The sequence below is a fragment of the Phocaeicola fibrisolvens genome (assembly GCF_025567125.1).
GTDB classification, from domain to species: Bacteria; Bacteroidota; Bacteroidia; order Bacteroidales; family Bacteroidaceae; genus Phocaeicola; species Phocaeicola fibrisolvens.
The window spans coordinates 1-20,781 of record NZ_JAOQJI010000048.1 but is presented as its reverse complement, the minus strand read 5'-3'; the positions used below and the strand labels follow the sequence as shown (position 1 = coordinate 20,781).

Sequence of the window (20,781 nt, the reverse complement as noted above, 5' to 3'; positions counted from 1 at the left end):
AAACCTGAATCCACATGAAAAATAAAATGACCCTACTGGCATTGGCCGCCACCGCATGGTTGGCCACCGCAGCAAACACGCCCGCTCCCAGAAGCGTAGAAAACCCCTTCATCGAGTCAGCCAACACCATGACGCTCGACATTTCGAAGGTGGAACTGAGCGACACGGCTACAGTGCTCTATACGGACGCCTATTTCCGCCCGCACTACTGGATTAGAATCAGTTCCGAATCTTACCTGCAAGCCGACGGTAAGAAATATGCCTTGAAAGGCACGCAGGGCATTGAAGCCGATTCTCTTTTCTGGATGCCCGAAACGGGAGAGGCCTCCTTCCGACTGAGCTTTGAACCTCTCCCCCAAAACACACGCTCGTTCGACTTCATCGAATCCGATTGCGACGATTGTTTCAAGCTGTTCGGCATTGACCTGACGGGAAAAACGGAAGCCACCCTGCCGTCCGACATCCCGGCCGAAGTCATCCGTGCGAACGAGGCCGTACCTTCTTCCCTTCCCGCTCCCCTGTTCAAGATGGGCGAAACCGTGGTACACGTCCATTTTTCAGGCTATCGGAAGGAACTGGCAAAGGAAGTGAATCTCTATGTCAATACCCTGCTGAACGGCCAGCAGTCTTACACAGCCCCTATCAATGCGAATACGGGAGAAGCTGAATTCAAGTTCTGGCAGTATGGCTCCGCACAGGCTTTTGTGCTTGCAGGAATAGGGGTAAACAGGTTCTGGCTGGCTCCAGGCGAAGAAATTAACTTGTATATCGACATGCACCAAAGCGGACAGATGCTCATGGACCGCCGGACGCAGAGAAAACAAACTCCTCCCTTCAAAAGTATACCGGGATGTTACGCTACAGGCACATACGCCAGCCTGACCTCTCCCGTATTGTATCCGGATAAACCTTATAGCATGAATCTCTATTCAAGGGAATTTGCCGACTACAAGATGACGGCCGCCGAATATACCCAGCATGTCATCCAACTTTACCAGTCACTCTCCGACAGTATCGCACAAAGCAGCCTGCCACCGGTGGGCAAAGAACTGGCCCTGCTGAAATTGAAACAGGAAGCAGTGGAAGCCATGGCGCAAGGCGACGCCATCCGTACCTATAATTACCGGATGATACACAACCAGTGGGACCGCAACAAACCGCTGGACCTGAAGATTGACTCGCTGACGGCCGAAAACCGCGCCGCATTGTGCAAGCTCTTCCCTATCGCCGACGAGCAACTGCTGATGGGAGAAAATATCATGTACTATGCTTCTTGTTTCTCCAACCCACTCATTGCCTGGCCCGAGGAAGCGGGACTGAAAGGCACCTTCGCCGAAGACCTGCAACGGGTCTTTCCCTTGGTACAGAAAGCCGCGAATATCTCACTGACAGAGGCCGACCGGCACACGCTTGAAGGCGTACACAACCCGTTCTACCGGGATGCGATTCTGAAGATGCAGGAAAACGCACAGGCTGCACTCAAAGCGGTAGAAGGAAAGGCCGTCATCGAAAAGACGCCCGAAGTAGCCCCTGACAAACTCTTCGAAGCCCTCATCGCACCTTACAAGGGAAAAGGCGTCCTGGTGGATTTCTGGAACACCTGGTGCGGGCCTTGCCGCATGGCCATCCGTGCCAACGAGCCGCTGAAGGAGCAGGAACTGAAGAGCGACAACCTGGTATGGATTTACCTTGCCAACGAAACGTCTCCCCTCGTCGCTTACAAGCAGGCGATTCCAAACATCAAGGGGAAACATTTCCGCCTGAACGACGAGCAATGGAAATATCTCTGCGAACAATTCAAGATTGACGGTATTCCTTCGTATGTGCTGGTGGACAAGTCCGGACACTATCAGCTCCGCAACGATTTCCGTAACCACGAAGTCATGAAGAGTACCTTGAAGAAAATGATTGAATAATCTCAAACGTATCAGGTGAGTGCCAGAAAACAGATGAGAAGATAAAAGCGGCACATGCCGTAAATAACTGAAAAAGCCCACTCATTCACGCACAAAACAAGGTGAATGAGTGGGCCTTCTTTTTTTCAGGTATTCCGTTATTCCGTATGCAAAAGGTTTGAGCGGCCAAAGAGCCACCCGCTTCTCTACCCTACTTTATCCATTCCCGCCCCAGACTCAAGGTGCAGAGCGACTCGATGCGGATGGTAAAATCGCCTAAACTGTTGGGCACATAAGGATACAAATCCGGATTCGTGTTGGAGTACGGAAGATATTTCACTTTCATTTCCCGGATAGTGCCCTGTTTATCGTAACGACCATCGTTGTTGTCCACCATGTAAAGGGTATCAATCAGCCCGTCCGCATCAAACTTTACGCCCCACAAAGTCACCGCATGAGTGGACCATGCTTTTCCGATATTCACAATGAACAGAATACCCTGTTGCGAAGACAATGCCTGCTTGATAATCGCATTAAAACGGTCGCGCTTCAAATCCATGCCCACGTACTCCGCACCCAGCGAATGGGAACCCAACTGTGCACGGAAGAATCCGGCTGCAGGATCCGGCCGGTCTGTATCATACAATTTCCGATAGAACACTCCGTTGAAAAACCAGTTAATGGCTTTTAGCGGATAAGCTCCCCGGTTGGAAAAATGCTTTTTATACAGCTGGAAAATCTCGCTGTGTAACATATCGGAAGGCACAGCTTGAGGACCTGTATAAGATTTTAATGCCTCCGTTTCACGGTTCTGCTGCAGCCACCAATGTATCAGGTTTGACGTTGCTGCTGCCCAGCACATCAGTCCGTCGCCACTAGGCGATACATCTGAAGGATCCACCTTGTTACAGTCAAACCAGCCGCAACCCTCCGCCCAAGGCAACTGCGTATGGTCCACATTCCACTGTCCGTCGGCAGGTGGCTTCACTCCATATACCCAAAGACTGGTTCCGGCAAAAGCATCCGGCTTAGAAGAATGGTCTTTTTGCAAATTCAACCGATAAGTCGTCTCCTTGCCTGCCTCCAACCTGTCAAACGGTTTCCCGTTCACCAACTCGGGCGCCTTTACCGTAATTTCCTGCCCGTCTATCCGAATGCGAATCCAACCATCGGTACGCAACGCCTCCGTTTCCTGTGGACTCAACAATGCCATCCGAGATCCATCGGACTGGATGGCTAGAGTAATCCACTGATAGCCGGATGGATTCTGCCACGTACCATTGCCCAAAGTAAATGAAAGCTGACAAGGCGTATACACTTGCACTTCAGCCTGTTGCAACTGCGTAGCGGTATATGACGCATCCTTGCTCTCCAATATAAGATGCAAACGATGCAACGCATGCGTGAAATGCAGTTGCACTGTTTCGCCTGCCTTCACACGAGCTTTTGCCCACAACAAATCCGAACGACGATACCCTTCTCCCTGCTGGTCGGTCGCCAGCGTATGAAGGTAATCGGACGAAGTCTGGCTCGCCTGATACAAACGACGCGCAGAGGCCACATGCCAGGCTGTAAATTCTACCTCTTCTCCCACTTCCGTCCAATAAAGTTCAGGCATCCATTTCCCGTTTGACAAACACAGAGCATAATGTTGCATGTGACCATCCTTCAGGTTACGGGTATGAACCATAATCGTATCTCCTTCCTCGAAACGACCGCTTCCGTCGACATTCATTGCCGCCCGTGATGTTTCCACTTCCATCTTCCAGTCAATCCGGCCCTCCGAAGAGGACGAAATTTCAGTCTCAGGCAAACTTTTAGAGCACGAAGTCATACAAAAGGGGTACACGATAATGCCCAGAAAGGCTGTAAGGTATACGATTTTTTTCATCATTTTCAGGTTCTTGGTATTTAACAATAAATTTTGTCTTTATGACAAGAGAACAAAAGAGAATCAAAAAAAGATTTTACCTAAGCTGGTATTTTAATATTTATTACGATACCATTGAACAGACCCCCCGGAAGACATGAAAGAAAATTCCTACGCAAATACCTCGACACAAACGTGTCAACACCTCGACACGTACGTGACGACCTCTCATCACGAACGTGACAAGACCTCATCACGTTCGTGTCGAGGAAAGAATATTTCTTTCCATGACTTTTCACATCCTCATCCATTTGCTTTAATCTTTCGTCCCCTTGGTCCTGCATAAAATTCTTATCCGATTTGAGAAATAGAAAAATCTCTGTATCTTTAGCACCCTAACCCTAATTATTTTTGACATGAAAAAAATCAGTAGAATCTTATGGATGACTGCAGTTTGTCTGGTCTGCCTGATGCCGATAAGTACCACGGCAGAAACCGTTATTTGCAGAGGAGTTGAAGCCCACACTTCCGGATCAATGCCCAAAGTAGGACAAGAGGCACCCGATTTCCGGGCAGTCAATGCGAAAATGGAAGAAGTCAGCTTGTCGGCTTACAAAGGTAAAAAAGTGATTCTAAACATTTTTCCAAGCCTGGACACACCGACATGTGCATTGTCTGTCCGGCAGTTCAATGCCAAAGCAGCAGGACTGGCAAACACCGTAGTGCTATGTCTTTCCATGGACCTGCCTTTTGCACAATCACGTTTCTGTTCTACCGAAGGACTCGACAACGTGGTGCCGTTGTCGGTGTTCCGCAGCCGGGATTTTGTAACGAACTACGGTCTGCAATTAACCGATGGTCCACTGGAAGGACTAATGGCAAGGGCAGTCATCGTAGTAGATGAAAATGGAAAAATCTGCTACACGCAACTGGTGGAAAATATCTCCAATGAACCAGACTATGAGGCAGCCTTGAAAGCCGTACAATGACCAATCACAAAGTGAAGGGATACGCTATTCCCTTCCTTTGGCATTGAAACGGAATCCCACGCCCAGCATCAGGTTGTTGGGGTCTTTGAAATCATGAAGCTGGTAGCCCACATGCAGGAAGAGGTTCTTGGTGATATCCGTCTTCAAGGCCAATACCTGATAAAAAGCATTGGTGTCGGCCCCCTGACAAATGACATTTCGCCCGATACCCAGATTAATCGAAAAAATCGGCATCACGATTTCGGCCCGCAACGAAAGTCCGACGGCAAATTGTTCCCGGAAAGGAGGACGATAGAACTTGATGGTCTCTGCATCGGGAGTTGTTACGCTGTTGGCGATATGACGGGAAATATTCGCACTCTCATCGTACTGGGCATCCAATGACACACCGGCCCGGAAATAACGGCTGAAATTATACATCGGTGTAAAATTCAACCCCAAGATACCAAAAGAACCCGGTACCAGAATGGGAGTACCGTCTTCCAGAAACACCCCTTTCTTCCGGGTAGAGCCATACACTATCAAATCGTAACTGAGATAGGGTTTGAAAGCCGGACGCCGGAAGGTGCAGGCACATTCCGTTTTCTCACTTCCTCCAAAATAGCGGGTAATGCCGACACTGGCTCCCACCGTATTTACCCCCGCATTGGGATACCCCGTATTTCCGTTTGAAAAATGGGTGGCGGCAATTCCGGCCCGCAAACTGGTCTGTGCATCCAGCCGCCAATTCAACAGAAATTCCAGATGAATATAAGCGTTCACTTTAGAGCCGACCACCCGATTGAAGGGATTCGATTCGGCATCAAACTTTTTCCATCCGAAAGAGGCTCCAAAGTTCCATTCATAATCAAAAGACAGCTGGGGAGTAATACTCGCAATACGGGAAGTCTGAAACACATAGACAGAGAAAGGGTTCCCCAGCTCTGCCGAATTGAAAAACGTGTGGTATCCTACACCGACACCTTGTAAAGCATGGGGATACATTTGGCCGAAATACGAATCGGGGGCAAACTTGAATCCGTATTTCAGATGCGCCGACAGGTTTTTCCGGATAGGCGCAAAAGCCGCATTGTTCCCGGCCAAGAACTCATGGGTAGGAAACACATAGGCCGGCTTCAGGTCAAAACTTAGCGCATGCACCATTTTATGAGAAAGGCTGTCACGACCGCCTGCATACAACGACAGAGCGCAAGTGCACAAGGCTGTACCTACGTACATCCTGACTATGAATCTATTCATCTTCATTGGTAATGTCAAAAGGTATTATCAAATAGTCGAATGGAGTTGAACTGGAAAGCGTCCCAGAAAATATCATTTTCTTTCCGGTAAACGAATTGGAAAGATAAACCTTATAAGGTACATTATACTTCTTCATTCCGGTAAAGACTTCCAAGCGTACTTTCCTACCAGGTTCCAGTTTCTTTACCACCTCCAGGTTCTTGTCCAGCCCTGCATCCAGCCTTTGCTCCTGAACACAGAAAGGCACCTTCGTGCCATATAATCCTGGCACGCCATTCACCACATCCGGAATCTCAACCTGAGAGAGAGAATCTTCCAACAATTGCTGTACAGCTTCTCTCTCTATATTTCCACTGTTACTCAGCATGTAAAATTCCACTGTACGAGTTGAATTGCGGTAGGGATAAAAACACACTGTCACGGGCTGGGTACTGTGCAGGGTATTCACTACCATTTCGTCTACCGGCTCCAACATATTGTCATAATAAGAAAACTGACTCCAGTCGTATGCTACACTGTCTACCTGATATTTCCTGGTCGGTGCAAAAGAAATTTGAATCATCTTTTCTTCGTAACGGTTGCCTACCCTGATTGCAGCCTCAAACGGCCAGTCATAAAGGTTCTCTCCGGCAATCAGATGCAATTCGCGACTGTTGCTTTTTACCACCTGAAAATCCAAAAAGGAATTTTGGCAATGCACAATACCGGTTTCGCCCTCTTCAAGCGGAAGTGATTTTCTGTTTTTCCCTTCCAGGTCGGTGACAAACACGGACATATCCGACCGCAAATAATTTATATCTACAATACTCCAATTGTCCGTATCAAAACGAACCGTAACTTCGTTTTCTGTCTCCGAAAGAGAAACGGTTGGAGAATCCGTCAAAAATTCATCAATAAAGACCTCGCTGTTGCATCCGGCTAACACCGACATCAAACTTAGGATACTGCATTGCAGCATACAGAACGTGCTTTTCATCATACCCGCATTCATTTCATTCAAACGTGAATCATTTGCCGACAAACTGACTGACAGCTTCGGTCGCGTAAAATTAGAGTTTTTTTTTATATGACAAATAGAATCTCATAAAAAAGCCCGCCATTGAACGATTTTTAGCTATGACGGGCTCTTACTGATTTTCCTCTTTATCTACATACGATGTTTCCGACAGACTGAATTCCGGAGAATGCTGACACATCCCTTGAAAGGAGAAAGCAGATTCCCGGCTATGGTATTCGAAGCATGAAGTCCCCGACCTGGCAGACCGAAGTGCAGGTCTTTTTCCGGACAATCGACGGAACGTACCCACGTGTGGCACCAATAATCCCAAATAGCCAGTCGGGAACCGAAGTTGCTATGACAGAACCGGGCCTCGTCACTGTGATGAATCTGGTGCTGATAAGGGCTCATCAACACCACTTCCAGCCACCGCGGATAGCTCAACGGCACGGAGGAATGGCGAAGATTGGCACCGGCCATGAAGAACAGAAAACTGAACGAGTTGACGCCCCAGATAGTGGCCCGGGCCACCAGATGATTGTTGAAATAAAAGAAAAGTCCGGTCACCAGTACAAAAGCCGCCATACCTTGCAAGTTCTGCAACAGAATTTCCACGGGATGCATGCGATAGAGCGTAAACGGATTCATGACCGTGGCTGAATGATGCACTTTGTGAAACTCCCACAGATAACGGTTGCGATGCAGGTAGTAATGCGTGACAAAAACAAAAAAGTCTTTCACAAGAAACAAAATCACGGGATAGCAGAATGCCACCCACAGACTGGAAGAAGCGTCCGGACGAGGTCCAAGCCATTCGGTCAGCTGCTTGGACATCGCATAGGCCAGCATGGATCCCACCGACAGGTAAGGTACGATGCATACCGCCTTGAAGCACAAACCAATGAAGAACAGACCGTAGTCCGTACGGGCTGAACCGCTCCACCAGTTACGTCTGGCAAACAATTCCCTCCAGCTTTCCGCCAACGATTTTCCATGTACAAAATAAAAAAGGCAAAGCCCTATCAGTCCGGACATCAGAAGATAACCGATAAAGACTCTCCGTGCCGGGTCGAACAAATACGCCACTGGCAACCAGACTGCTTCTTTAAATAATTCCATCCAATTCATTTTCTGCGTTGATTTTATAAATGTAATTCCAGGGTCAGCATCATGTTGAACGGAGCCGAGGGAATGATGCCCGGCCCCGGATAGCCTGTAGCCCTGCGGGTCATATAAATCTCGTTCCCGATGTTCTGCAAAGAGAGTACCATCCCCGCATAACGGGTGGCTTGGTAGCTGACACTTGCATCTACCACACAGAAACCGGGAATGGCTCCATAGATACCGTACACTCCGTCGTTGGGGTCCATCGGTTCATTGGAAGCGTCGGTGTACTGGAAAGAGGTACCGCTCACCTGCACGGCTGCCGAGAAGCGCCGGAAATTCAAATTGAGTCCTCCTTTCAGGTTATACAACGGCACAAACTCTATCTGCTTCCGGGACTGCCCCAGGTAACGGGAGCCGGTCACAGCCACACTGGCATAGACTTCCGGCTTCAAGTCTTCGTGAATCACCCGGGCAAAGGAAGACAAATCGACAGAACAGGTACTTTCCACCCCATAACTGATACCGTTCCCCACATTGTCGCGGTAACGGTGGTAGGTGCCCTTCATCTCCGGATTCTCCCGATAGTATTCTCCGATGCGGTTACCGTAGTAGAGGAAAAAAGCACTGACATCATAACTGAGCAAACTCTTCCCGCGGGAACGGACTCCCACATCACTGGAATAGCCCGACTCATCCTTCAAGTCGGGATTGACAGCCAGTCCGGGCGATACGGTACGCATGTCATTAAACGTAATGGCCCGGTAATTCCGGGTGACATTGGCATAGAACTCGGCACGGGGCAACTTGCACGAAGCCGCAATTCCGGCCAAGAGGATGGTCCGGTTCTTATGCACCCGGTCTTTCAGCACATCGTTCTGTAGCTGGGGAGTTCCGTCGGTGTACGCCACGCGGTAGTGTGACAACTCACCCAAAATCCCGGTACGGATAATCTCGAAACGCAAGCCCGGCACCACGGTCCACTTCTCTCCCAGACGGAGGGAAGCCTCACTGAAGCAGGCCAGGTTCAAATTGGGATAGCGGTAGAAAGAATGCAGGCCGACCCTGCCGTTCATGTCCGACAAATCCGTGGTCCGCTCCACCGGCGTGAAATCGGGGTCTTTTCCCCGGCTGCCCGAAGCCTGTTCCCCCGTATTCCGCCCCTGATAGTATTTCATGCCGACCACCCACGAAGATTTCACCTCCGACCGTGGAAGACGGAATCGCTTCAAGTAGCGGGCCTCCATGCTCCAGTTGACAAAGATGCCGCGCTGCAGGTCCCGCTCCACATTCTGAGGGTCGGGCGACCCCACCCGCTTGGTGTGGTATCCCACCGTAAAGCGGCGGGCATACAAACCGACCGCATGGAAATTCACTTCATCCCCACTCTCCTCAAAGGTTTTCCGATACTTGAACGAAAGAATGTTCCAGTCCACCATGAACCAGTTGCGTTCCCGGTTACTCTGGTAGGGATTCTCTGCAAACATCTTGTCGGTCAGTCCGCCGGGCTGATGTTCCAAATAATGGTATTTCAGCACATCCAGCTTATAGAGTTCATACGTACTGGGCCGGTAGAAAAACTGACCTAACACGCTGTATCCTTTGAAATCGGCATTAGGACGACAGCCGTTTCCCTTCTTGACTGTTCCCGACAGGTAGTAAGCAAATTTGCCCAGTGTACCCGACAGGCGGGTATAGGAACTCAAGAAGCCGTAACTACCATACGACACGTGCTGCCGTACCTCCACTTTCTTGTCGGCCGAGGGCTCCGATAGCTTGAAGTTCACCATCCCCCCAAATTGTGAGCCGTACTGCAAGGCCGAAGCCCCACGGAACACCTGCACCTCCTTGATGTCGTTGGCATTGGGGGTGTAATAACTTTCGGGATAACCCAACGGGTCGGCACTGATGTCGTAGCCGTTCTGCCGCATGTTGAAATTGGAAGAACGGTTGGGGTTCAGTCCCCGGGTACCAATGTTCAGTTGCAGACCGCCCTCACTTCCTTCCTGAATCGTGATGCCAGGCACGTTCCGAAACAACTGACGGGTATTATTGGCCGCCTTGTTGAACAGCATATTTTCCGTCAAAGTCACGTTGCTTTTCTTGCCGGCAAAAATCATGGCCTCCTCCACATCCCGCATAAAACGCTGCCCCTGTTCCTTGCGGGAAGAACTGCCTTTCACCTGCACCTCACCCAGCATATATTCCTGCGGGCGGAAAGACAAGTCGCACCGCACGGAATCGCTCTCCGTCAGCTGTACATTGACATAGGCCACCTTGTCGGGCTGTCCGCAGCGACGGAACATCAACGAAAGGAAGGTGTAGTCGGGACGCTTCACGGTAAGTGCATACCCGGTTCCTTTTTCATTGGTCTGCACCTGTACCGACTGATTACCCGCCAGTCCGAAGATTTCCAGACAAACAGGTCCTTTCACTTGCCTTTCTTCCCATTGGATGTCGCCGTAAAGATGCAGCAGCGACTGAGAGAATCCCGGCACTGCCCATCCGATGCTTCCACCACATAAAATGATACACAATAAAATCTTTCTCATCTTTCCTCCGTTTTTAATCGCCCTCTTCGCCGTCGCTGTACGTTACCGTAAGCCCCAACGCCGACACTACTTCCGTTTTCAAGATTCCGACCACTTTTTGCAATTCCGCATACACCCGCTTCAACTTCTCCGTTCCTTCCGGAGTTTCAGCCAACCGGGCCAGATCGGCAGTCTCATCATCCAGCTCGGCATGCAGTGCCGTGAACACCTGTTCCATTTTTTGCAGAATCTCCGTTCTCTTAGAGGGAGGAAGGTACTCTCCCAACATCGTAGCAAAAGAAAGCGCTCCGTTCTTGGCCGACGAAGCTCCGTAAGGATAACCGTCGTAGAAACGCTGGAAAGCCTGAACAGACCGAACCAACAGGCGAGTGGAAAGTCCCTCTCCATGGTAATAAGCTTCTACCGTCATCGGCTCCGGCTGATGGACTGAGACTCCATAAATACCCACCGGAATGCCGACCTTGGCCGTCCGGATGTGGGCTTCAAAGTTACTCATCAGCAGGTTGAGCACCACGTTCAGGCTGCCGCCCACAGAGAAATCATCGTTGCGCACAAAATTATCGCCACCTTTCTCATAAGACGTATACACCGCCTCAGCCTGCTTCACCAACAACCGGGTCAATACCGGGAAGAAAGACAGATACTCTCTCCCCGTCTCTCCCGTCAAATCCACACGGTCCGAATACAGCAAATAATCCAGTGCCGCATAGCCCAAGGCATTGGGTGACAACACCCCACGGTCCAACCGTTCCGATAAGTCCTCTGCTGAATACCGATTCCACACCGCATCCTCCAATTGTGTTTTATTCACCGGGAAACGGGCCGATACCGCATACAAGCCATAAAGCTCTCCCACGAAATAAGGCTGATTGAAAATAATGAGGTCTTGCAAGGACAGGAAAGCGGCCTCATACTGCCGCTTCAGCTCCACCAATTTTTCAGGATATTTCTCCAGTTCTCCAGCCATTTCATCCAAACGCTTCACCTGGGACAAATAACCGGCATAGGCGGGTAATATCTGTTGCCGATACCAAAAATCCAGGTATTGCGGATCAATCTTGGAGTTTCCATTGTATCCCTTAATGGGGGTGTACACACACGAGGTAACCCCCACCATGCCACACAGCAAGAAAAGGAAAATCAATACATAATTCTTCATGTCAGATCAATACATTTTTTAGTGAAAATACTGATGTACCTTTTCGATGGTTGCGCTGATGGAACCCTCCTGCACCCCGGTGAGACGGCCTTTCTCCCACACGCCGGTCTCACCTTGCGTCAGTCCGTCATACAGGGCGACCGCCTGTTCCCACGTAATCCGGGATTTTCCAGCCTCATCCTTCACAAACGGAAGGGCCAGGATAAACCCAAGTGCCTCTCCCATGGAATGGAAATAACCTTCGCTCGGCATCGAGACCGTCCGTTCCAGAAATGTCTGGCTTTCCCGCAAATAATATACCGTACGCAAGGAAAACAACTTGAGCATCTGCCCACGAATGGAAGCCACCTGCTTCCGCACTTCCTCCAGATTGTGGTCCCCAATGGCCTTCCGTCCCTTGTAAAAAGCCTGATAGACCGACGTATTGATGCCACTCAGTCCCTGCATGCCCACTGCTTCCTTTTCAATATAGTTGGCCAGGAACAAAGGAGCCAGCCGATTCGGGTCTACGTCCAACGTACCCAAATAACCATAGGCAATGTCCCAGCAATGCGCCATTTCCGTATAGTTCTTACCAGCCACCGGCAATGCATTGTCTGCTTTCAGAGCCTTTTCCAGAAAATAATTGACCTTGTCCAGTGTCAAAGCACCCATCAGGGCTTTCTGGATGACCTGCCCTAATTCCACCCCTTTTTCGTCGAGCATTCGGGATTCTTCATTCGATACGGCCACCGTACCCGGCACGCCTGGCTGCGCTTTTCGACTGACAGCCTCACTGCTCACCAGTGCATACAGCTGGTCTGCCAGTCCGGAAATACGGTCGGCCACCGGCTTTTTGAGCGCTTCATCTGTCGGAGACAAGGCACCCGCAATGACATTCCGATAACTTTCCAGCTGTTTGGAGAAATTACTCTGTGTCTTGCTGTTGATGGCATTGTTGAAATGACGGAAAGCCAGAATCATCTCCTTCGACTCCCCAATGTCTACCGTAGAAATTCCGTTTTGAGTAAACTTATATTCCATCAGGAGCTCCTCCTTCTTCTCTTCGGTTGAATCGGTCATTCTTTCCAGTTCTTTTTTCGCACAACCGGAGAGCAGACAGATTACACTCCCCATACAAATCCATAAGGTGATTTTTTTCATTTGATAAATTATTTAAGTTAAGGTAAATACATGGCTTTTGAATAAATCAGGTAGTCCACCCCATAATCGGTGATATGGAAGGATTCCGCGTTCCGGCTATACTCGTACTGCATGCCGTAGAACGTATCGTCGGCATCTCCATTGACATAGAATTCCGAAGAGACATCCACCCTCCCATACGGACTGAGGAACACGGCAAAATAGAAGAGGTCGCCACTCTTCTTTTCAATCGTGTATTTCCGGTCCGCCTGCTTGCCGGAAAAAGACAATACTCCGTTACGTACCTTGGAAGTAATGCAGTTCTTCCCGTCGTACAAGGTGTCGACCACCAACCGGTTATCGGTGTCCAAGTACTGAATCACCATAGCCGTCAGATTGGTCGGGTCCTGCCGGTTGTGAATGTCTGCCCGTGCATAGAAATTCAACTCTATTGAATAAGTATTCTTATCCTCCATCTGAAATTCGTCCGACGGAGTAACACCCCAGTCGCCCGGATGCTTCGGGAAACAGTTGAAAGGTACTCCCAGCTCCAACGGCAGCTTGTCGGCTTCCTTCAAGGAGATAAACTTACTATAATCCTCGGGCGGCATCTCCGCCGTTTCTTTCTGACAACCGACCAGCAGCACGGCCATTCCTACCCATACATAATATTTCATACGTTTCTTCATTTATCCATTCAATTAAATTTTATTCGGGCGGTATAAGGCCCTGCCACTCCTTCCCATTCCCGACTTCCTTTCTCTACAAACTCCTGAAACACGACCTCCTCGTTGAACTTCAGTCCGGGCAGGAAAAAGACTCCCTCTTCAGTAGCCATATATCCCGACCCCAACGCCGTGTAATACGTGCTGCCATCGTAGCCTTCCACCGTCTTTTCCGGCCGCTCGTTCTTATAGAACAGCTCATACTGCAAACGGTCGTAACGGGCCACCCGTTCTCCATTCTTCCGCGTATGTCCATAATGATAAGTCATACGGTCGTCCATCAGCGTATAACCAAAATCCATGGTGCTCTGATACACCACTTCTCCAGTCGCCGTCAGCAGAATCTGCAAGACACAAGGACGCCGCGATTTCTGGTTGCCTGTGGCAAAAGAGCGTTTCCGGAACCGTTCTTTCCGGTCAATCCGCCGTTGCATCCGTTCCTTCCATTCCTCCATCGGGAAATCAAGAGGAGTCAGTTCAATCCATTCGGAATCTTCGCCCAGATAGTTCGCCGTACGCAGCACAATCTTGTCTTCCTCCACACGTACCGGAGAGAAGCGGTTTTCCACATTGACTTCAAATCCTTTTAGCTGGTCGAGCATGGTAGGCGTCGTCAAAATCAGGTTCAATCCCTCCGCCACCTTTATCTCATAGTTTGCCTCCGTCACCTCCAGATTGAATTCCGGCACATAATAGGTTTTCCGCTCCATTTCCGTTTGGTCAGCGTCCGACTGCCGGTAAGCAATATCCGTCAGCATCTTCAAGGTGCCGTCGGGTTGGAACTTTACAAACAGATTATAGCCTCCCACGCCCAGACGGCGGGATAAGATTTCAGGATACAACGAGTTGTAGTTCGTCTTTATATTTTCGGTGATATTCGTATTCAAATAATTATCTACTTGCGGGAAATAACGCACCAGCCATCCATTTTCCGCTTGGCACAAGCGTTCCCGGAAATCCTTTGCCGCCGACAAGTCCTCAATATTGCGCACCGGAATGGATTCCTGCTTGCTGCACCCCATACCTAATCCGCAAGCCATCATTATATAAAAAATCAATTTTTTCATCACATTGTTTTTTGTCACGATGCCGGAGCATCATGTGGTTGTTTATAATGTTTGAGAGAAGCTGAAATGACCCGGGTCAGCTGCGCTTCCCTGCGAATCTTAAAGTTCTCCCATAAAAACTCATCGACAAAAGCCATTTTACGCTGCAATGTCGCCTTGGCCCCTTCACCCCCCAATTCTTGTGCCGTATTTAAACACTCATTGATTTCACTGACAGACAAACATACCAGCATACTCAGTGTCTCGGCAAAATCACAAAGGGATGATTCCATTGCTCCATTGCTGAAGAAACCTTTCTTCCAACTGTAAGGCGTACCATGAAACGAATACTCCCCTTTGGATACATCCGCACTTTTCGACCAGTCATAATAAAAAGACGATGGATTGAGTGCCGCAAACTTGTCGAGTAAGGAAGGTCGTCCTTGTACCAGCCGTTTGGCAAAAGCAAAAGTCGCCATCCGCACATACGGGAAAAGGTTTTCTGCCGTTGCTGTAGAAAAACGATCGACCCCAAACACCGGAAGAACAGCTTCCCCCAAAGAGGTATTAATTTCACCTATCTGCAAGGAATTCAAATTGACATCTCCCCACAGAAGGATTTGCCGGGGAACATATTCCTTCATGAACGGCGTACCACCGGCCTGTTCAAAAGGTACTATCCACAAAGCCTTCAAGGCCTCCAGCAACGGACGAATTTTCTCCCGATTGGGCGGCAGGTTGTCAGGCCAGTCTGTTTCTCTGTAAGGCGTCCGGGTGTACCCTACCTCTATATTATAGGGGCGAGTAAATTCTTCCGACAGCCATTGGTCCAATTCGGTTTGTGGTCCAGGCTCCGAAGCAAAAGGATACTGAACGGGCATCTCTACCTTCTGACATCCACCTCCCAGGCAACCGCCCCCTATCAAGAGCAATAAATAAATCTGTTTTCGCATATCATTATAAGTTTACGGATTAATAAGAGTTACCCCCTCGGGCAAAGAGAGCGTTTTGCGGGAATCCTCCGGCTGCAACACATAACGTGCCTTCTTGGCCTCTCCCACCCGGTTGCGGTCTACACTGATATTGAAACGGCGTAAATCGAACCAGCGGAGTCCTTCGTGAATGAACTGCTGCCGGGCCACCTCACTGACATAGTACAGAATAGCGGCCTGTTCTTGCGTAAGCGGACGATAAAAAGGCTGTATCCGTTCCCGGTCGGCAGGTTTCACATTCTCGATTTCAGTACCCGACAACTCACTCCCGATACCATCCGCAATATGCTTCTGGTTGATGAACGTAATCAAGTCATCTTTGGCCAAATCAGCACGGCCCGTCATGGCATAAGCCTCGATACGATGCAGAAAAACTTCTTCGGTGGTCAGCAAGACATTCTGTGTGTACTGTCCGCGACGTTCGTTCAGCAATCCGTCAGCCGACTGAAAATGGGTAAACTTCGGCCAGTAGGCACGGGTCCGATCAAGCCTGTGCACCGCTTTGAAATAACCTTCTATCTGCCGGATACTTTTAGACGAAAAACGCTGGAAAACCTCTTCATACGATACACTTCCCAGTCCGTAACGGTCGGTCTTGTAGTTTTCTTCCCAAAGGCTCTCCACCGTAGTAATCAGCAGGTTACTTGGGTTATCCTCCGAGGCATAACCTTCCACCATCTCCTCCACGGATTTCTCCTTATATTCCTGATAAGGCAAAATGGCTTTCTTCACGTCCGAACCCAATACGTAAGTAGCATAATCAATCACCTTTTGCCACTGACCCGTATAGGCAAAAAAACGGACGGCCAGCGCATAAGCCGCCTTTTTATGAAAGTGGTATTTTTTCTTCTGATAATACTCGTCCTTCACCCAAGCCAGCCCATAGGAAAGGTCTCTTTCAATCTTCCGGTAAGTGTCCTGCAAGTTCTCTTGCGGATAAGACACCCACGCATTTTTCTCGGATTTCTCCACATAAGGGATGCCAGGCAACCCTTTGTTGGTTTCCTCATCGGCAAAAGGCGGCGCCCAGATATTGGCCACCATGAAATGCAGGTAAGCACGAACCAGAAACGCCTCGGCATAAAGGGCCTGCAACTGCGGGTCTTCCTTATCCGGAAAAGCGGCCAGCAATTCCAGCGCCTGATTGGCCTGAGCGATTCCCCGGTAACAATCCAGCCAATACAGCTTGGGAGAATCCAAATCTTCCTCGTGGTAATCGTTCCAATAAAACATGGCCTCGTTCAACCGTGAAGCCGGCAATTTCGCACTCCGGTCGTCTACATTGTCCGTCCGCAACTCCAGGAAACGGAAATAACTGGCTTCCGGATAAGCAGCCGTCAGCAGCTGGGCAATCTTCTCTTTGAAGTCGACTTCCGTATGGGTATTCGAATCGGGATACTGTTCCAGAAAATCATTGCATGCAGACAGCACGAGGCAAACCGCTCCCAAAAGGGAGGAAACATATCTATTTATTTTTCTCATATTTTCTATTCATTAAAAACTTAACTGTACCGACATACTGTACGTTCTGGGGGTGGGAGAAGAAACCCCTCCGGAATTGATGAACTCCGGGTCTCTTCCCTGCAGTTTCTTATCCGCATAAATCAAAAAAGGATTGGTCACCTGGGCATACAGACTGAGACCTTTCATCTTCATTTTCTCACAAACCGAGCGAGGGAAAGTATAGCCTAGCGAAAGACTCTTCAAGCGCACGAAACTTCCGTCGGCCACATTCACCTGCGAATAGTTATAGGTGTTGTAAGCCCGCTCCACATTCTTTTTTCCCATCAAACTGTAAATGTCATATCCTGGAATGACGGGAATGTGCTTGGTCTGTTCATCTCCCTTCACCAGCCAGCGGTCGCGATAACGGGTAGTGAACACATTCAGGTCGTTGTATTCCGGGTCAAACCTCGGACTGATCCGCACTTTATTACCCATCCGGGAAGTCAGAAACACGGAGAGACTCCAACCTTTGTAACGGAAAGTGTTTTCAAAGCTAGTAGTGATAAACGGCTCGGAAGGACCCTCATACAGCAGATAAGACCGGTTATAAGTCGCGTCATAGAAGTTGGCCCCCGCAATCTGCGAATAGCCGTTGGATGACAATGGCAGATTGCCAAAATAAAACTGGGGCAATCCTCTATCCGTCAGCCCCCGGAAGTCGAAAGAATACAACCCTCCCCGGGGAAATCCTTCAATATTCCCCCGCCCGTTGCCTGCCACCATGTCGAAAGTGGTAGGTTGGTTCAGCAAACGGGTTATCTCCTGGTGATAGAATGAGAAGCCCCAGACTGTATTCCAGCTGAAATCTTTCTGCCGGATGTTCTGCGTATTCAGCAGAAAATCAAGGCCCACGGTCTTCATATCCCCAAAGTTCATCCATTTTTTGTACTCCCCTCCAATACCGGAAGTCTGTACCCAGTCAATCAAATCGAACGAACGGCGCGAATACACATCCAACGAACAGCTGATCCGGTCATTCCAGAAAGACAGGTCGGTCCCCACATTGAACTCATACATTTTTTCCCAAGTGAGGTCACGGTTTTCCAAGTGCTGGATGTAAATGGCATACTCCCGATCGGAGATATCCTTGCAGAAGGTCAGACGACTGTCGTACACCGGCAAGGAATTGATGGCCTCACTGTTCATCTTGGCCACCAACCCGTAACTCATACGCAGAGAAAACTGGTTCCAAAAATTACGGAAAGGTGCAAAAAACGACTCCGCATCCACATTCCATTTCACCCCCACGTTCCAAGTAGGCAACCATCTTACCCGACGACCGATTCCTGCCGCATTGGAACCTTCGTAATTACCTACCAGATTCAGAATATACCGGTTCCGGTAGTCGTAGGTCAAAGAGCCGGAAAAAACGACGTCACGCTCATGGCGGTCGTGCAAGGAAAAATAGTCCTCCCCTTCATTCAGTATCTTTTCAAACACCAGCGGTGAAGTCATGACACTGTTGGCCCGGTTAAAACCGATACCGTATCCCTTGAAAGAGTCAGACGACAAATCGTTTATCTTCACCTCAGCAAAAGAAAACCATTTCATCCGATGACCACCCCATTCGTGAACATAATCCAGTGAGGCACGTCCCAGATAACTGTTCATCGTCTGTGACGATTTCTGGTAAACCCCACCCATGGGTAGAATCACCTGCGGCTCCCCCTTCTCCGGACGGTAAAGGTAAATATTGTGCTGTCTTTCCAACAAGCTCCGGTCGGCCCGGTACGCCCACAGCACATTGGAGTTCTCTCCCAGAAAATGCGCCATCCCCGTCACCGCCATACGGGTATTCAGCAAAAGCGACAGACGCAGTTTCTTGACAGGTTCCCATTCCCCACTTAATGAGAAACGAAAATCGGACACGCGGATACGCATGTAATTTTCCTGATACTCTTGAAGAATATTAAATGGAGCCCAATCGTTCCGGTAATATTCATAATTCCCGGCCTCATCGTAAGGACGCAACGTACGGGACGTATTCAACGCATAATTGAACGGGTTGATGTCAAAATCACGCTTATAAGCTCCTGCCTCCAGATTCCGGATACGTGGAAACGTTCCCGGGGCACGCTGTTCACGGAAGTTGGCTTGGAGATTGGCAGATACCTTCAGACGGGGAGACAGGAAGAAACTCGAATTCAAGAAACCCGTAAAGCGCTTCACCTTCTCGGCTACCGTTTCACCCGGATCATTGTAAAAACTCACGGAGGCATAAGTAGCCGATTTCTCTCCCCCATAACTTAAGGACAAAGAATGATTTTGTGTCAGCGACTGGGTATAGATGTGCTTGAACCAATCGGTATTATACGTGGATGCCTTATGTAAAAACGCCCTTCTGGCTTCCAACGTATTGGGTAAACCGAATCCGCCTTGCTGAAAGGTATCGATAAGCTGATACATTTGGGAATACACCCCTCCCCTTCGCCCATAAAGGGCACGATTCATCGTAAAATAGCCTTTGTTCTCCATCTCATGATAAACTTGCATCGTTTCGGCACTGTTCATCATGTCAAATTGTGTATAAGATGGCCTGAGCCGCAAAGAAGTAGTCAAATTATACGTCACATCGAGTCCTTTCCCGCGTTTGCCGGCCTTGGATTCCACGACGATGACTCCGTTCATCCCCCTGGCCCCATATAAGGAAGTGGCCGAAGCGTCTTTCAACACTTCAATACTTTCAATATCTGCCGGATTCAATCCGGCCAGTGTAGAACTGACTAGCGTAATGGCATCACCGGAGGCCAGCTGTTCCTCGTTCAATGCCACCATATCCTCCACAACAGCTCCATCCACCACCCACAAAGGCTGCACATTTCCGTGAATGGAACTGCCGCCCCGGATGTTAACTTTCGGAGCCGCCCCGAAAGTGCTGGAAACAGAAGAGATATTCAACCCCGGCGCTTTTCCTTCCAACAGGCGACTGAAATCGGCTTGGGGTGCCGAAAGGAAGTCTTGGGTAGAAACTTTGGTGACAGCCCCTACAAACAATCGGGAATTCACCTTACTATATCCCGTCACGACCACCTCAGCCAAGGCCTGCACATCGGATTCCAACACGATGCGCAATTTCTTTTCAGACTTGACAACAAACTCATACGGTTTCATCCCAATATAACTGACGGTCCATTTTTCACCCACAGAAGTACGAATTTCAAACTGACCGTTCAAGTCTGTGACAACACCGCTTTTCTTTCGTACATTTTGTACAGCAGCTCCAATTAACGGCTCTCCACCGACATCCGTAACCACACCTCTTACCACGATTTGTGGAGCAGCTTCATAAGCCTCATAAGAAGTGCCTGCATATAAGTAGCTTATATGCAAAAGGAAAGATAGGGCCAACAGGAGCCCTACGTTGTGATTTTTATCCATAAAATAGTTTGGTTAAGGTTTTTTACACAAGTAAAAATTTTCTTTGCAAAAATACGACATGCCTGTTTCATGGAAAATCACCAAAAATGGCTATTTTAACGTGAGTTCGATATAAAATTAGAAAATAGACAGTTGTCCGTCATTGACAAAGTTTACATCAATGGCGGGCTTCTTTTCAAAAAAGCAATATGCTGCTATAGCCGACAA

The 20,781-nt window shown here is 49.0% G+C and carries 14 protein-coding genes; 2 read left to right on the top strand and 12 right to left on the bottom strand.

Annotated features, from left to right (window positions below):
* Positions 1–14: 14 nt before the first annotated feature.
* A complete protein-coding gene (locus tag OCV81_RS14955) occupies positions 15–1,916 on the top strand; it encodes a TlpA family protein disulfide reductase (protein WP_148330745.1) in 1,902 nt (633 codons plus the stop codon).
* 190 nt (positions 1,917–2,106) lie between these two features.
* Here the strand turns inward: OCV81_RS14955 and OCV81_RS14950 are convergent, their stop codons facing one another.
* A complete protein-coding gene (locus OCV81_RS14950; RefSeq protein WP_262640395.1) occupies positions 2,107–3,786 on the bottom strand; it encodes a fimbrillin family protein in 1,680 nt (559 codons plus the stop codon).
* Positions 3,787–4,235: 449 nt separating this feature from the next.
* Here OCV81_RS14950 and tpx point away from each other — a divergent pair, with 449 nt between their 5' ends.
* On the top strand, positions 4,236–4,754 hold the full coding sequence (gene tpx / locus OCV81_RS14945; RefSeq protein WP_262640398.1) for a thiol peroxidase: 519 nt from the start codon (positions 4,236–4,238) through the stop codon (positions 4,752–4,754).
* Between the two features lie 24 nt (positions 4,755–4,778).
* On the opposite strand, the gene OCV81_RS14940 is transcribed toward tpx, so the two are convergent.
* The 11 genes from OCV81_RS14940 to OCV81_RS14890 form a co-directional block, all read right to left on the bottom strand.
* A complete protein-coding gene (locus OCV81_RS14940; protein ID WP_262640397.1) occupies positions 4,779–5,972 on the bottom strand; it encodes an acyloxyacyl hydrolase in 1,194 nt (397 codons plus the stop codon).
* A 13-nt stretch (positions 5,973–5,985) separates the two neighbouring features.
* Positions 5,986–6,972 (bottom strand): hypothetical protein, encoded by a 987-nt coding sequence (locus OCV81_RS14935; RefSeq protein WP_148330741.1) that lies wholly within the window; start codon positions 6,970–6,972, stop codon positions 5,986–5,988.
* A gap of 168 nt (positions 6,973–7,140) precedes the next feature.
* Entirely contained in the window at positions 7,141–8,109 is a 969-nt protein-coding gene (locus tag OCV81_RS14930; protein ID WP_204432873.1) for a sterol desaturase family protein, read from the bottom strand.
* A 23-nt stretch (positions 8,110–8,132) separates the two neighbouring features.
* Positions 8,133–10,646 (bottom strand): TonB-dependent receptor family protein, encoded by a 2,514-nt coding sequence (locus OCV81_RS14925; RefSeq protein WP_148330739.1) that lies wholly within the window; start codon positions 10,644–10,646, stop codon positions 8,133–8,135.
* Positions 10,647–10,659: 13 nt separating this feature from the next.
* Complete coding sequence (locus OCV81_RS14920) at positions 10,660–11,805, bottom strand: imelysin family protein (protein ID WP_148330738.1); 1,146 nt, start codon at positions 11,803–11,805, stop codon at positions 10,660–10,662.
* 18 nt (positions 11,806–11,823) lie between these two features.
* Complete coding sequence (locus OCV81_RS14915; RefSeq protein WP_148330737.1) at positions 11,824–12,948, bottom strand: DUF4856 domain-containing protein; 1,125 nt, start codon at positions 12,946–12,948, stop codon at positions 11,824–11,826.
* Between the two features lie 17 nt (positions 12,949–12,965).
* Complete coding sequence (locus OCV81_RS14910; RefSeq protein WP_148330736.1) at positions 12,966–13,604, bottom strand: hypothetical protein; 639 nt, start codon at positions 13,602–13,604, stop codon at positions 12,966–12,968.
* A gap of 20 nt (positions 13,605–13,624) precedes the next feature.
* The gene (locus OCV81_RS14905) at positions 13,625–14,719 is read right to left on the bottom strand and encodes a DUF4302 domain-containing protein (protein ID WP_148330735.1); all 1,095 of its coding nucleotides are present in this window, start codon (positions 14,717–14,719) and stop codon (positions 13,625–13,627) included.
* 14 nt (positions 14,720–14,733) lie between these two features.
* Positions 14,734–15,651 (bottom strand): putative zinc-binding metallopeptidase, encoded by a 918-nt coding sequence (locus tag OCV81_RS14900; RefSeq protein WP_148330734.1) that lies wholly within the window; start codon positions 15,649–15,651, stop codon positions 14,734–14,736.
* 12 nt (positions 15,652–15,663) lie between these two features.
* The gene (locus OCV81_RS14895) at positions 15,664–17,172 is read right to left on the bottom strand and encodes a RagB/SusD family nutrient uptake outer membrane protein (protein ID WP_148330733.1); all 1,509 of its coding nucleotides are present in this window, start codon (positions 17,170–17,172) and stop codon (positions 15,664–15,666) included.
* Positions 17,173–17,184: 12 nt separating this feature from the next.
* On the bottom strand, positions 17,185–20,574 hold the full coding sequence (locus OCV81_RS14890; RefSeq protein WP_148330732.1) for a SusC/RagA family TonB-linked outer membrane protein: 3,390 nt from the start codon (positions 20,572–20,574) through the stop codon (positions 17,185–17,187).
* Positions 20,575–20,781 lie beyond the last annotated feature (207 nt).

Coding starts and splice junctions, on each gene's coding strand:
- OCV81_RS14940 (WP_262640397.1), bottom strand. CDS start 5,972: ATGTACGTAGGTACAGCCTTGTGCACTTGCGCTCTGTCGTTGTATGCA.
- OCV81_RS14890 (WP_148330732.1), bottom strand. CDS start 20,574: ATGGATAAAAATCACAACGTAGGGCTCCTGTTGGCCCTATCTTTCCTT.
- OCV81_RS14925 (WP_148330739.1), bottom strand. CDS start 10,646: ATGAGAAAGATTTTATTGTGTATCATTTTATGTGGTGGAAGCATCGGA.
- OCV81_RS14915 (WP_148330737.1), bottom strand. CDS start 12,948: ATGAAAAAAATCACCTTATGGATTTGTATGGGGAGTGTAATCTGTCTG.
- OCV81_RS14935 (WP_148330741.1), bottom strand. CDS start 6,972: ATGATGAAAAGCACGTTCTGTATGCTGCAATGCAGTATCCTAAGTTTG.
- OCV81_RS14895 (WP_148330733.1), bottom strand. CDS start 17,172: ATGAGAAAAATAAATAGATATGTTTCCTCCCTTTTGGGAGCGGTTTGC.
- OCV81_RS14900 (WP_148330734.1), bottom strand. CDS start 15,651: ATGCGAAAACAGATTTATTTATTGCTCTTGATAGGGGGCGGTTGCCTG.
- tpx (WP_262640398.1), top strand. CDS start 4,236: ATGCCGATAAGTACCACGGCAGAAACCGTTATTTGCAGAGGAGTTGAA.
- OCV81_RS14930 (WP_204432873.1), bottom strand. CDS start 8,109: ATGGAATTATTTAAAGAAGCAGTCTGGTTGCCAGTGGCGTATTTGTTC.
- OCV81_RS14905 (WP_148330735.1), bottom strand. CDS start 14,719: ATGAAAAAATTGATTTTTTATATAATGATGGCTTGCGGATTAGGTATG.
- OCV81_RS14920 (WP_148330738.1), bottom strand. CDS start 11,805: ATGAAGAATTATGTATTGATTTTCCTTTTCTTGCTGTGTGGCATGGTG.
- OCV81_RS14950 (WP_262640395.1), bottom strand. CDS start 3,786: ATGAAAAAAATCGTATACCTTACAGCCTTTCTGGGCATTATCGTGTAC.
- OCV81_RS14955 (WP_148330745.1), top strand. CDS start 15: ATGAAAAATAAAATGACCCTACTGGCATTGGCCGCCACCGCATGGTTG.
- OCV81_RS14910 (WP_148330736.1), bottom strand. CDS start 13,604: ATGAAATATTATGTATGGGTAGGAATGGCCGTGCTGCTGGTCGGTTGT.